The following is an 11754-nucleotide window of genomic DNA, read 5'->3' as shown; positions in this document are numbered from 1 at the left end:
CGATCATGGACCCGCACTTCAAGACCGGCACGCCCGAGACCGACCAGACGCTGCTGAAGTCGCTGATCGTGTTCGCGTGCCTGATGGAAGGGCTGTTCTTCTACGTCGGCTTCACGCAGATCCTGGCTCTGGGCCGCCAGAACAAGATGACGGGCGCCGCCGAGCAGTACCAGTACATCCTGCGCGACGAGTCGATGCACTGCAACTTCGGCATCGACCTGATCAACGCGCTGAAGCTGGAGAACCCGCACCTGTGGACCGCGGAGTTCAAGGCCGAGATCGTCGCGCTGTTCCGCAAGGCGGTCGATCTGGAATACGCCTACGCCGAGGACACCATGCCCCGCGGCGTGCTGGGCATGAACGCAGCGATGTTCAAGGGCTACCTGCGCTACATCGCCAACCGGCGCGCGGTGCAGATCGGTCTCGACGAGCTGTTCCCCGGAGAGGAGAACCCCTTCCCGTGGATGAGCGAGATGATCGACCTGAAGAAGGAGCGCAACTTCTTCGAGACCCGCGTGATCGAGTACCAAACCGGCGGCGCGCTGTCCTGGGATTGATGAGACACCATCCCGTGCAGCCTGGCCGCTCCCCCATTCACGGCACCCGAACGTCTTGTGCAGACCGTTTCGCGGACCGAGGATCACCCGGAGCACCTTCAGGCGCCCGGGTGTGTTGTGTCCAACCTCATCCTCATCTAGGAGAACTGTGATGGCATCGAAGAAGACGGCTGCGGCCCCCAAGGCTGTCGCGGCAACACCGGCCGCAACCCCTGCTGCCAAGCCCGCGAAAAAGGCCGCCAAGGCCGCTGCGCCGGTTGAAGCCGTGGTCGCGGCTGCACCGGCTCCGGCCCCTGTTGCCGCGCCTGCTGCACCGGCCAAGAAGGCGGCTGCGCCGAAGAAGGCCGCTGCTCCGGTGGCTGCCGCTCCGGCACCAGCCCCGGTCGCTGCGCCTGCTGCACCGGCCAAGAAGGCGGCTGCGAAGAAGGCTCCGGCCAAGAAGGTGGCTGCGGTGGCGGCCCCTGCGCCAGCGCCGGTCGTCGCTGCGCCGGTGGTTGTGGCTGCGCCCGCTGCTGCGCCGAAGAAGGCTGCCGCGAAGAAGAAGGCCGCACCGGTGGCTGAAGTGGCTGCTCCCGTCCCTGCGCCGGCACCCGCACCTGCTGTGGCACCGGCACCGGTCAAGACGGCTGCGAAGAAGCCTGCTGTCAAGAAGGCTGCAGCGGCCCCCGCCCCGGCCCCCGCCCCGGCTCCCGCACCTGCGCCTGTGGAAGCACCGGCCCCCGCGCCGGCCGCCAAGTCGACCAAGAAGGCTGCTGCGCCGAAGAAGGCCGCGGCTGTCGCCAAGGAAGTCGCTGCTGCCAAGCCGGCCGCGAAGAAGACGGCCAAGAAGGCTGTGCCGGCCTCGGCGTCGTCCTCGACCGCCAAGACCACGCTCAGCCCGCAAGCCGCCTGGCCGTTCCCGACCGGCGAAAAGCCCTGAGCGACACTGCCGGCGCGCTTGCGTCGGTGCCCCGAAAGCCCGGCGCCTGCCGGGCTTTCTTCATGGTGCGTCCGGTCTGGATCAGAACAGCGCCCGGTACTCCCGCAACACCCGTGCGCTGTCCACGTCCACGCACACCGCCTGGTCGCGCAGGCCGTCCCAGTGCGGTGACGGATCGGGCCGGCCGGGCAGGCGCTGGATGGTCTGGCCAGTGGCGATGCCGTCGGTGACGACGCGCACCGGACCATGGCGCAGCGTGAACAGGCCCGGATCCAGCGCGCAGGCCACCGCGCTGGCGTCGTGGCTGTAGATGCCGCCACCGGTGCGGGGCTCGTAGAAACGTTCGTAGAAGCGCGTGATGTCGCGCAGGTAGCGGCCGTGCGCGCCGCCCTCGCGGCCGATCTCGTCGAGGTAGGCGGTGGACATGCGGATCTGGTGCGTCACGTCCAGCCCGACGAAGGTCACCGGCCAGTCTGCGGTGGCGACGATGTCCGCGGCGTGCGGGTCGCCGTGGATGTTGGCCTCGGCGACGGGGGACATGTTGCCGCCGTGGCCCAGCGTGCCGAAGGCACCGCCCATCAGCACCACGCCACGCACATGGCGCGGCAGTTCCGGGTCGAGCTGCAGCGCGTGGGCGATGTTGGTCAGCGGGCCGACCGGCACCAGCACCAGCTCGCCCGAGTGGTGGCGGGCCATCTCGATGATGAACAGCGCGGCGGCGCGGCCGTCGAGTGTGTCGTTCGTGGCTGGCGCGGTGCCCACGTCACCGAGGCCGTCCTGGCCATGCACGAAGTCGGCGTAGCCCGTGGACGGTTTCACCAGCGCCCGCGCCGCGCCGCGCGCCACCGGCACATGGTGGATGCCGAAGCGTTCGCGCAGCGACAGCGCGTTGCGGGTCGTGGTGTCGACCGACGCGTTGCCGAACACGGTCGTGATGCCGACCAGCTCGGCGCGCGGGTCGCGGGCGAGCAGGTAGAGCGCCATCGCGTCGTCGATGCCCGGGTCGGTGTCGAACAGGATCTTGGTGGTCATGGGTGCCTCGGGGTCAGGCGGCAGGCGCGAAGGCGTCGACCTCCGCACGGGTGGGCATGGCGGACTGCGTGCCGAGCCGGGTCACGGCCAGTGCGGCAGCGTGCTGGGCACGGGTCAGCGTGGCGGTGATCGGCAGGCCCTCGGCCAGACCGGCGGCCATTGCACCGACGAAGGTGTCCCCTGCGCCGGTCGTGTCCACCGCCGTGACCCGCGGGCCGGGCAGGGCGCGTGCGCCGTCCGGGCCGACGTGCAGCAGGCCGGCCGCGCCGAGCGTCACCACGACCTGCGACGGGCCGCGCTGGCGCAGGGCGTGCGCGGCGGCTTCGATCTGCGCGGGGGTGTCGGTCGGCAGGCCGGTGAGCATCGCGGCCTCGATCTCGTTGACGACGAGCCAGTCCACGGTGGTCAGCAGCGCGTCGTCCAGCGGCTGCGCGGGTGCGGCGTTCAGCACAGTGCAGACACCCGCGCCGTGGGCCAGTGCCAGTGCGGCCTGCACCGTGTCGAGCGGGCATTCGAGCTGCGCGACGACGACCTTGGCGTGCCGGAGCCCCTCGCTGCGGTCCGCGACCTGCGCCGGGGTGTAGCGGTGGTTGGCGCCGGGGATGACGATGATGCTGTTCTCGCCATCGGGCATCAGCACGATGATGGCCGTGCCGGTGGGCGCGCCAGTGTCCTCGCCCACCGCCGAGGTGTCGATGCCGTCGGCTTGCAGCGCCTGCGTCAGCGCCGCTCCATGCGCATCCCGCCCGACGCGGCCGAGCATCGCCACCGCCGCCCCCATACGCGCCGCCGCCACCGCCTGGTTGGCGCCCTTGCCACCGCTGTCGGTGCTGAAGCCGGTGCCGATCAGCGTCTCGCCCGGCGCGGGCAGGCGCGGGGTCTGGACCCGGAGGTCCATGTTCAGGCTGCCGACGACGGCGACGGTGGGTGGGCGGGGCATGGCGGAGTCTCCGTGGGCAGCAGGGGCGTTCAGGCGAAGGGCCAGGGGCCGTAGTGCTGCTCGAACTGCGCGCGGATCTCGGCGCGGCTCGGGCGGTGGTTCTGGCAGCCCTGGACGGCGATCTTGATCGAGCCGAGCACGCTGCCGAGCTGCGCGCCCTGCAGCAGCGGCTTGCCCTCGGCCAAGGCCAGCAGCAGCCCGGCGCGGTAGGCGTCACCGCAGCCGGTCGGGTCTTTCACCTGTGCGGCCGGCACGGGGGCGATGGTGTGGATGCCGCCGTTCTGGTAGACGTGGGAGCCTTCACCGCCGCGGGTGACGATCAGCGTCTCGACGCGCTCGGCCAGCGCAGTCAGCGACAGGCCGGTCTTGTCGCAGATCAGCTCGACCTCGTAGTCGTTGCAGACCAGCACCGGCGCCTGGTCGATCATCGCCAGCAGCTGCTCGCCGCTGAACAGCAGGATGTTCTGGCCCGGGTCGAGCACGAAGGGCAGGTCGGCCTCGGCCATCTCGCGGGTGTGCCGCACCATCGCGTCCGGCGCGTCCGGTCCGACGAGTCCGCAGGTGACGGCGCCGGCCTGTGCCAGCGGGATCTCGGCCGAGCGGCCCATCGCGCCCGGGTGGAAGCCGGCGAGCTGGTTGTTCGACAGGTCGGTGACGATGAAGCACTGCGCGGTGTAGGCGTCCGCGGCGGTCACGATGCAGCTCTGGTCCACGCCGGTGCGCGTGTTGTGTTCGCGGTAAGGGCCGAAGTCGTCGCCGACCATGCCCATCGGTACCGCCTCGCCGCCGAGCAGTGCGTAGTTGTAGGCGATGTTGCCGGCGCAGCCGCCGTACTCGCGGCGCATCTTCGGCGACAGGAAGGACAGGTTGATCTTGTGGATCTGGTCCGGGAGGATGTGGTCGGTGAACTGGCCCTCGAACACCATGATGGTGTCGTAGGCGATGGAGGCGGCGATGGCGGCGCGGGTGGTCATGGGCGTGGGGGATCAGTGACAGGCGGCGGCGAGAATACCCCAGTCACTCCGGCGCCGAACCGTGGTGCAGCACCTCGAAAACCACCGGTCGTTGTGGCAGTGGCACTTCGCCCAGCGTGATGAGGCGCTGCACCTGCGCGACCGCTTCGTCCGCTGCTGCCTCGGTGGCAGCGTGGACGATGGCCAGTGGTTCGCCCGCTTCGCGCCGGTCGCCGAGCTGGCACACCTCGCTCAGCCCGACCCGCGGGTCGACCGCTTCCCCGACCGTGCGCCGTCCGCCGCCGAGCGTCACGACCAGCACGCCGAGTTCGCGCACCGCCATCGACTGCACCCAGCCCGCATGCGGCGCCACCACGATCCGCTGCACCGGCGCCCGCGGCAGCCGGCCGCGCGTGCCGACGTCGGCCGGACCGCCCTGTGCCTGGACCATGCGCTCGAAGCGTTCCAGTGCCTCGCCGCTGTGCAGCGCACGATCGACCCGCGCTGCGGCGTCGGTCGTGTCGCCTGCCAGTCCGCCCAGCACCAGCAGTTCGGCGCAGAGCGTGCGGGTCAGTGTGTGCAGCCGGACATCGCGCCGCGTGCCACGCAGGTAGTCGAGGGCCTCCTGCACCTCCAGCGCGTTGCCCGCCGTGTGCCCGAGCACCTGGTTCATGTCGGTGATCACGGCCCGTGTCGGCAGCCCCGCGCCCTCGGCCACGCGGACGAGGCTCAGCGCGAGTTCGCGGGCGTGTTCCGGGGTCGAGGCGAACGCGCCGTCGCCGGTCTTCACGTCCATCACCAGCGCCTGCAGCCCGGCGGCGAGTTTCTTGGACAGGATGCTGGCGGTGATCAGCGCAGTGGATTCGACAGTGGCCGTCACGTCGCGGATCGCGTAGAGCCGCCGGTCGGCCGGCGCCACGGTGGGCGAGGCGCCGACGATGGCGCAGCCGGCCGAGCGCAGCGTGGCGACCAGCTCGCCGCGGGTGATCTGCGTGCGGTAGCCGGGCAGGCTCTCCAGCTTGTCGAGCGTGCCGCCCGTGTGCCCTAGGCCGCGCCCCGACACCATCGGCACCCAGCCGCCGCAGGCCGCCACGATCGGCGCCAGCATCAGGCTCACCTTGTCGCCGACGCCGCCGGTCGAGTGCTTGTCGAGGATCGGAGGGTGGTCGCCGAGGTCGTCCCAGTGCAGGATTTCGCCACTGCGGGTCATCGCCTGGGTGAGCGCGACGGTTTCTGTGGCGTCCATGCCGCGCAGCACGACGGCCATCGCCAGCGCGGACGCCTGCGCGTCGCTCCAGCCGCCGGTGACGAGGCCGTCCACGAAGGCGTCGATCTGCGCGGCGGTCAGCGTGTGGCCGTCGCGCTTGGTGCGGATGATTTCCTGGGGGAGCATGGGAGGTCAGTACGTGTTGCCGGTGGGCGCACGGCCGGTGCCGGACAGGATCGCCTCGATGTCCGCATACAGGCTGCTCGCCCCGATGCGGAACCGCTTCGGATTCAGCGCCCCGGCGCCGAGGTGCTGCGCCACCAGCGCCAGATACGGCTGTACGTCCGCCACCGTGCGCAGCCCGCCCGACGGTTTCAGCCCGACGCGCTCGCATGCCTGCGCATCGCTGGCGATGGCGGCCAGCATCGCCTCGGCGGCGCTCAGGCTGGCGTGTCGCGAGGTCTTGCCGGTGCTCGTCTTGAGGAAGTCGGCGCCTGCGGCCAGCGCGATCCGGCTGGCGCGGGTGATCATGGCGGTGTCGCCCGTGGCGCCGAGTTCGCCCGATTCGAGGATCACCTTCAGCGTCAGCCCCTCGCACGCCCGCCGAACGGCGCGCAGCACCGCCGCTGCCGCAGCGTCATCGCCAGCCTGCAGCGCCCGCCACGGCAGCACCACGTCCACCTCCTGCGCGCCCGCCTGCACGATCTCGCTGGCGTCCCGCACGGCACGTTCGACGTCCGTGCTGCCGTCCGGAAAGTTGGCGACCGCGGCCACGCCGATGTGCGCCGGCAACTGCGCCCGCGCAAACGCCGCCAGCCGCGGCCAGACGCACACGGCGGCGACCGGCCCGATCGGCGCCTGCGCACGCTCGCACAGGCGGGCGATGTCGGCCTCGGTGTCGGCGTCGTTGAGGCTGGTGAGGTCGAGACAGGCCAGCGACAGGCGGGCGGCTTCGGTGAGCGTCGTGGCGGTCATGAGGGTCATGCCAAGGGCAGGGTGGAGAGGATGGCGGCCAGCAGATCGCCCGCCGTGTCGCCAGCGGCCTGCGCCTGGGCCAGCGTGTGGGCGTGGCTGAGCTGCTCGTTCGACAAGCCGGCGGCCATGTTCGTCAGCAGCGACAGCGCCAGCACGCGCATCCCGGCGTGGCGGGCAATGATCGTCTCGGGCACGGTGCTCATGCCGACCGCATCGGCGCCGAAGCCCTGCATCATGCGGATCTCGGCGGGTGTCTCGAACTGCGGCCCGAGGAACCAGGCGAACACCCCTTCGCGCAGCGGTGTGCCGAGCGATTGCGCGACGGCCTGCGCGTGCTGGCGCAGCGCGGGGTCGTAGGCATCGACCATGCTGACGAAGCGTTCCGAACCCGGCTCGCCGACCAGCGGCGAACGCTGCGACAGGTTCAGGTGGTCGCTGATCGCCATCAGGCTGCCGGGCGGCATCACAGGGCGCAGGCTGCCGGCCGCGTTGGTCTGCACCAGCACCTCGCAGCCCAGCGCCCGCAGCGTGCGCAGCGGGGTTTTCATGCCGTCCGCCTCGCCGGTCTCGTAGACATGCTTGCGCCCGCTCATCACCGCGAGCCGGTGCGCGCCGAGCCGGCCGAGCCACAGCGCGCTGTCGTGGCCGGCCACCGTCGAGACGGGGAAGCCGGGCAGCTCGGCATAGGGGATGCGCTCGGCGTCCTGCAGCCGCGCCGTCAGCCCGCCCCAGCCGGAGCCGAGCACGACGGCAATGCGGGGCGGCTGGTCGGCGCAGCGGGCACGGAGTCGGTCGAGGGCGGTGTCGGTCATGTCATGGATTCAGGGCAAGGTGGTCCGGGCCGAAGCTGTGCGGCAGCAGGTCATCGAGGGTGAACCGAGCCCGCGCCCGCTGCGGATCGGCGACCAGGATCGGCAGGTCCGCCGCGCCGAACTCGCGCAGCTTCTGCCGGCAGCCGCCGCACGGCGTCACCAGCGCGCCGCCCGCGTCGCCCAGCACGACCACCGCCCGCAGCCGCCGCCCGCCCGCCAGCACCATCGCCGACAGCGCACCCGCTTCCGCGCAGACGCCCTGTGGATAAGCGGCGTTCTCGACGTTGCAGCCCGCGTGCAGCCGGCCGTGTTCGTCCAGCACCGCCGCACCGACCAGGAAGCGCGAGTAGGGCGCGTGTGCGTGCAGTCGCGCAGCCCGGGCGGCTTCCATCAACGCAGCCCACGGGAAGTCGTTCAGTTCCAGCAGATTCGACGCCATGCTCAACGCTCCTTCAGATACGCCTGCCCCAGCGCCCGCGGCGCCACGGACTTGCCGATGAATCCCGCGAGCAGCACGACGGTCAGTAGATAAGGCAGCGCCTGCACCGCTTGCACCGGCACCTCGCCGACCATCGGCAGGCTCACCCCCTGCAAGCGGATCGCGATCGCGTCCAGCGCCCCGAACAGCAGGCAGGCCCACAGCGCCCGCACCGGGTGCCACTGGCCGAAGATCATCGCGGCCAGCGCCATGAAGCCGCGCCCGGCGGTCATGTTCGGCACGAACGAGGCGTTCTGCGCCAGCACGAGGTAGGCGCCGGCCAGCCCGCAGAGCATCCCGTTGAGCGTCAGCGCCGCATAGCGCAGCCGCGTCACCGACACGCCGGCCGCGTCCACCATCGCCGGGTTCTCGCCGACCGCCCGCAGGCGCAGCCCAAAGCGCGTGCGGTAGACCATCCACCAGACGGCCGGCACCAGCGCGAGCGCCAGGTACACCAGCGCGTTGTGGCCGAACAGCGCCGAGTCCGCCATCGACGGCAGCACCGCCCGGATGCGCACCGCGTCGCTGACCGGCGGCGTCTGTCCACCCTGCTTGAACCACGCGATGCCGAGCACGGCGGTCAACCCGGCGGCGATGATGTTGATCGCGACACCCGACACCACCTGGTCGCCCTGGTGGCTGACACAGGCCAGCCCGTGCAGCCACGACAGCACGACCGCCACGCCCATCGCCGCCAGCAGCGCCACCGCCGTCGAGCCGCTCCACACGCCGACCGTGCCCGCGGCGAAGGCGGCGAAGAGCATCTTGCCTTCCAGCCCGATGTCGATCACCCCGGCCCGCTCGGACAGCAGCCCCGCCAGCGCACACAGGATCAGCGGCGCCGCGACCCGCAGCGTGGAGGCGACCAAGGCCCCGATCAGTGCCTCATCCATGTGCATCTCCCTGCTTCACACGGCGAAACAGCAGCCCGGCCACCCGCGGCGCGATCACATACGCCATCGCGCCCGAGAACAGCACGATGAAGCCCTGCAGCGTCACCACCATCTCGCGGCTGAAACCCGAGACCTCGAACGCCACCTCGGCCCCGCCCTGGAACAGCGCGCCGAACAGCAGGCTCGCCAGCAGGATGCCGACCGGGTGGTTGCGCCCCATCAGCGCCACGGCGATGCCGGTGAAGCCCGCGCCGCCGACGAAATCGAGCTGCAGCCGCCCGGCCACGCCCGCGATCTCGTTCATGCCGACCAGCCCGGCCAGCGCGCCCGACAGGCCCATCGCGACCAGCACCTGGTGCTTCGGCTCGATGCCGGCATACGCGGCGGCACCTTCGCTGGAGCCGACCGCCCGCAGCCGATACCCCGCCCGGCTGCGCCACAGGAAGAGGTAGACCGCGCCCGCCGCCAGCAGCGCCAGCACGACGCTCAGGTTCAGCGGCGACGACGGCCACGTGATGCCCAGCGCGCCCAGCAGTTCGTGCATGGCCGGCAGCTTGGCCGACGCGGCAAACGACTGGCTTTCCACCGACATCGAGCCCGGCGGCTTGAGCTTGTTCACCAGCAGGTAGACCAGGAGGCTGCTGGCGAGGAAGTTGAACATGATGGTGGTGATGACGACGTGGCTGCCGCGGTACGCCTGCAGGTAGGCCGGCACCGCTGCCCACACCATCCCGAACAGCGCCCCGCCCACCAGCATCAGCGGCAGCACGACCACCGCCGGCAGGTGCGGCCCGAGCCACAGCGCCACCAGCCCGGTGCCCAGCCCGCCGAGGATCGCCTGCCCCTCGCCGCCGATGTTGAACAGCCCGCCGTGGAAGGCGACCGCCACCGCCAGCCCGGTGAAGGTGAAGGTCGTCGCGTAATACAGCGTGTAGCTCAGCCCGCGCGGCGTGCCGAACGCGCCGTGGATCAGCACCGACAGCACCTCCCACGGGTTCTGCCCCACCAGCGCCACCACCACGCCCGCCGCGACCAGCGCCACCAGCAGGTTGATCGCCGGCATCAGCGCGACATCCGCCCAGCGCGGCAGCGGCGCATTGGCACTTCGACTTGCGCTCATGCAGAGGCTCCTTCGACCATCAGCATCCCCAGCCTTGCCTCGGTGCAGTCGGCGATCGGCAGCTCGCCGGTCACCCGCCCCTGGTTCATCACGAGCACCCGGTCGGCCAGCGCCAGGATCTCGTCCAGCTCGCTCGACACCACCAGCACCGCGCAGCCCGCGTCGCGCATCGCCCGCAGCCGGCCGTGGATGAACTCGATCGCGCCGATGTCCACGCCGCGTGTCGGCTGGCCGACCAGCAGGATCTGCGGCGCCTGCCCGAGTTCGCGGGCCAGCACGAGCTTCTGCTGGTTGCCGCCCGAGAACTTGCCGCTGACCAGTCGCGGGTCACGCGGGCGCACGTCGAACTTGTCCATCATCTGCGCGGTGGCGAGCTTCATCGCGGCGCGGCGCATCCAGCCGCCCTGGCTGTAGCCGGGCAAGCCTTCGTAGCCGAGCACGGCGGACTCCCACGCCTCGAAGCCCATCACCATCGCCCGGGCGTAGCGGTCCTCGGGCACATGCGCGATGCCGAGGGCGCGGGCGGTGCGCGGATCAAGCCATTTTGGTGCGGCAAACCGGCGCTCGCCGACCTGCAGCGTGCCGCCATCCGACGCCCGCAGCCCGGACAGCAGCTCCAGCACCTCGCTCTGCCCGTTGCCCGACACGCCGGCCACGCCGACGATCTCGCCCGCGTGCAGGTCGAGCGAAAACTCCCGCAGCCGCACCACGCCCAGCTTGTCGCGCAGCCCCAGCCCACGCGCTTGCACCAGCACGGCACCCCGCTGCACCACGTTGTCCGCCTGCCGCCCCATTGCCACCTTGCGCCCGACCATCGCCTCGGCCAGCGACTCGACGCTCGCCGCAGCGATCTCGCTTTCATGCACCACCTGCCCGGCGCGCATCACGGTGACGCGGTCGCACAGCCGCATCACCTCCTTGAGCTTGTGCGTGATCAGGAGGATCGTCGTGCCGGCCTCGCGCAGCCGGGCCAGCACCTCGAACAACTGCAGCGTCTCCTGCGGCGTCAGCACGGCGGTCGGCTCGTCGAGGATCAGCACGCGCGCGCCGCGGTACAGCGCCTTCAGGATCTCCAGCCGCTGCTGGTCGCCCACCGGCAGGTCGCCGACCAGGGCGTCGAGGTTCACGTTCAGGCCCGTGCGCTGCATCAGCTCGCGCAGCCGCCCGCGCACCTGGCCCTCTGCCTTGTGCAGCAGCGCGTGCGGCTCGGCGCCGAGCATCACGTTGTCCAGCGCACTGAGCGTGTCCACGAGCATGAAGTGCTGGTGGACCATGCCGATGCCGCGGGCGATGGCGTCCTGCGCGTTGCGGATCGTCGCCGGCTGGCCGAAGACCTCGATGCTGCCCGCGTCGGCGGTGTAGAAGCCGTAGAGGATCGACATCAGCGTGCTCTTGCCGGCGCCGTTTTCGCCGACGAGTCCGTGGACCGAGCCGGTCTGCACGGCGAGGTCCACGTCCTGGTTGGCCGCGACAGCGCCGAAGCGTTTGCGGATGCCGGTCATGCGCACGGCGATGGCGGCGATTGGCGCAGGGGAGGATGCAGGGGAGGGTGCAGGATTCATGCAGGCACAGGTCCGGTCGATTCACGCAGGATCAGCTCGGGCATCACCACCAGTTCGCGCACCGGGCCGTGGTGGTGGGCCGCGCCGCGGCGGATGCGCTCGATCAGCACGGCGGCGGCGCGCTCGCCGATGCTGCGGATGTCCTGGCCGACGGTGGTCAGGCCGGGGTGGACGTAGCCGCCCAGCTCGATGCCGTCGAAGCCGATCACCGAAAGCTGCCGCGGCACCGCCACGCCGCGCTCGGCGGCGGCCCGCAGCGCGCCGATGCCGAGCAGGTCGTTGCCGGCGCAGATGGCGGTGATGTCA

General features: G+C 71.3%; 13 protein-coding genes. 2 read left to right on the top strand and 11 right to left on the bottom strand.

The window, feature by feature from the left end; all coding sequences use genetic code 11:
* Both AB3X43_RS04330 and AB3X43_RS04325 read left to right on the top strand, forming a co-directional pair.
* Window positions 1–557, top strand: a 557-nt coding sequence (locus AB3X43_RS04330) for a ribonucleotide-diphosphate reductase subunit beta (RefSeq protein ID WP_369428647.1), incomplete at its 5' end; no start/stop codon positions are given.
* A 151-nt stretch (window positions 558–708) separates the two neighbouring features.
* Window positions 709–1476 (top strand): histone H1, encoded by a 768-nt coding sequence (locus AB3X43_RS04325; RefSeq protein WP_369428646.1) that lies wholly within the window; start codon window positions 709–711, stop codon window positions 1474–1476.
* Window positions 1477–1557: 81 nt separating this feature from the next.
* On the opposite strand, the gene AB3X43_RS04320 is transcribed toward AB3X43_RS04325, so the two are convergent.
* From AB3X43_RS04320 to AB3X43_RS04270, 11 genes are all read right to left on the bottom strand, one after another.
* On the bottom strand, window positions 1558–2508 hold the full coding sequence (locus tag AB3X43_RS04320; RefSeq protein WP_369428645.1) for a nucleoside hydrolase: 951 nt from the start codon (window positions 2506–2508) through the stop codon (window positions 1558–1560).
* Between the two features lie 13 nt (window positions 2509–2521).
* A complete protein-coding gene (gene rbsK / locus AB3X43_RS04315) occupies window positions 2522–3448 on the bottom strand; it encodes a ribokinase (protein WP_369428644.1) in 927 nt (308 codons plus the stop codon).
* Window positions 3449–3477: 29 nt separating this feature from the next.
* The gene (locus tag AB3X43_RS04310; RefSeq protein WP_369428643.1) at window positions 3478–4422 is read right to left on the bottom strand and encodes a carbohydrate kinase family protein; all 945 of its coding nucleotides are present in this window, start codon (window positions 4420–4422) and stop codon (window positions 3478–3480) included.
* A gap of 43 nt (window positions 4423–4465) precedes the next feature.
* Window positions 4466–5794 carry a thymidine phosphorylase gene (locus AB3X43_RS04305; protein ID WP_369428642.1) on the bottom strand — a complete coding sequence of 443 codons (1329 nt, stop codon included), beginning with the start codon at window positions 5792–5794 and terminating at the stop codon, window positions 4466–4468.
* Window positions 5795–5800: 6 nt separating this feature from the next.
* Window positions 5801–6592 (bottom strand): deoxyribose-phosphate aldolase, encoded by a 792-nt coding sequence (deoC, locus tag AB3X43_RS04300; protein ID WP_369428641.1) that lies wholly within the window; start codon window positions 6590–6592, stop codon window positions 5801–5803.
* Window positions 6589–7395: a purine-nucleoside phosphorylase gene (locus AB3X43_RS04295; RefSeq protein WP_369428640.1), complete on the bottom strand. Its 807-nt coding sequence runs from the start codon at window positions 7393–7395 to the stop codon at window positions 6589–6591. The genes deoC and AB3X43_RS04295 overlap by 4 nt, the downstream gene beginning before the upstream one ends.
* 1 nt (window position 7396) lies before the next feature.
* The gene (locus AB3X43_RS04290; RefSeq protein ID WP_369428639.1) at window positions 7397–7834 is read right to left on the bottom strand and encodes a cytidine deaminase; all 438 of its coding nucleotides are present in this window, start codon (window positions 7832–7834) and stop codon (window positions 7397–7399) included.
* 2 nt (window positions 7835–7836) lie between these two features.
* Window positions 7837–8766 carry an ABC transporter permease gene (locus AB3X43_RS04285; protein WP_369428638.1) on the bottom strand — a complete coding sequence of 310 codons (930 nt, stop codon included), beginning with the start codon at window positions 8764–8766 and terminating at the stop codon, window positions 7837–7839.
* Window positions 8759–9886, bottom strand: coding sequence for an ABC transporter permease (locus AB3X43_RS04280; protein WP_369428637.1), 1128 nt, complete (start codon window positions 9884–9886; stop codon window positions 8759–8761). The genes AB3X43_RS04285 and AB3X43_RS04280 overlap by 8 nt, the downstream gene beginning before the upstream one ends.
* Window positions 9883–11448, bottom strand: a complete 1566-nt coding sequence (locus AB3X43_RS04275; protein WP_369428636.1) for an ABC transporter ATP-binding protein — start codon at window positions 11446–11448, stop codon at window positions 9883–9885. The genes AB3X43_RS04280 and AB3X43_RS04275 overlap by 4 nt, the downstream gene beginning before the upstream one ends.
* On the bottom strand, window positions 11445–11754 hold a 310-nt coding region (locus AB3X43_RS04270), incomplete at its 5' end, for a substrate-binding domain-containing protein (RefSeq protein WP_369428635.1). The genes AB3X43_RS04270 and AB3X43_RS04275, both read right to left, overlap by 4 nt.

Source organism: Sphaerotilus sp. (genome assembly GCF_041083715.1).
Taxonomy (GTDB): domain Bacteria; phylum Pseudomonadota; class Gammaproteobacteria; order Burkholderiales; family Burkholderiaceae_C; genus Sphaerotilus.
This window is presented reverse-complemented; position numbering and strand designations above follow the sequence as displayed.

Bases quoted from the DNA above. Each gene is read 5' to 3' on its own strand.
- deoC (WP_369428641.1), bottom strand. From the start codon at position 6,592: ATGACCCTCATGACCGCCACGACGCTCACCGAAGCCGCCCGCCTGTCG.
- AB3X43_RS04325 (WP_369428646.1), top strand. From the start codon at position 709: ATGGCATCGAAGAAGACGGCTGCGGCCCCCAAGGCTGTCGCGGCAACA.
- rbsK (WP_369428644.1), bottom strand. From the start codon at position 3,448: ATGCCCCGCCCACCCACCGTCGCCGTCGTCGGCAGCCTGAACATGGAC.
- AB3X43_RS04290 (WP_369428639.1), bottom strand. From the start codon at position 7,834: ATGGCGTCGAATCTGCTGGAACTGAACGACTTCCCGTGGGCTGCGTTG.
- AB3X43_RS04275 (WP_369428636.1), bottom strand. From the start codon at position 11,448: ATGAATCCTGCACCCTCCCCTGCATCCTCCCCTGCGCCAATCGCCGCC.
- AB3X43_RS04305 (WP_369428642.1), bottom strand. From the start codon at position 5,794: ATGCTCCCCCAGGAAATCATCCGCACCAAGCGCGACGGCCACACGCTG.
- AB3X43_RS04285 (WP_369428638.1), bottom strand. From the start codon at position 8,766: ATGGATGAGGCACTGATCGGGGCCTTGGTCGCCTCCACGCTGCGGGTC.
- AB3X43_RS04320 (WP_369428645.1), bottom strand. From the start codon at position 2,508: ATGACCACCAAGATCCTGTTCGACACCGACCCGGGCATCGACGACGCG.
- AB3X43_RS04310 (WP_369428643.1), bottom strand. From the start codon at position 4,422: ATGACCACCCGCGCCGCCATCGCCGCCTCCATCGCCTACGACACCATC.
- AB3X43_RS04295 (WP_369428640.1), bottom strand. From the start codon at position 7,395: ATGACCGACACCGCCCTCGACCGACTCCGTGCCCGCTGCGCCGACCAG.
- AB3X43_RS04280 (WP_369428637.1), bottom strand. From the start codon at position 9,886: ATGAGCGCAAGTCGAAGTGCCAATGCGCCGCTGCCGCGCTGGGCGGAT.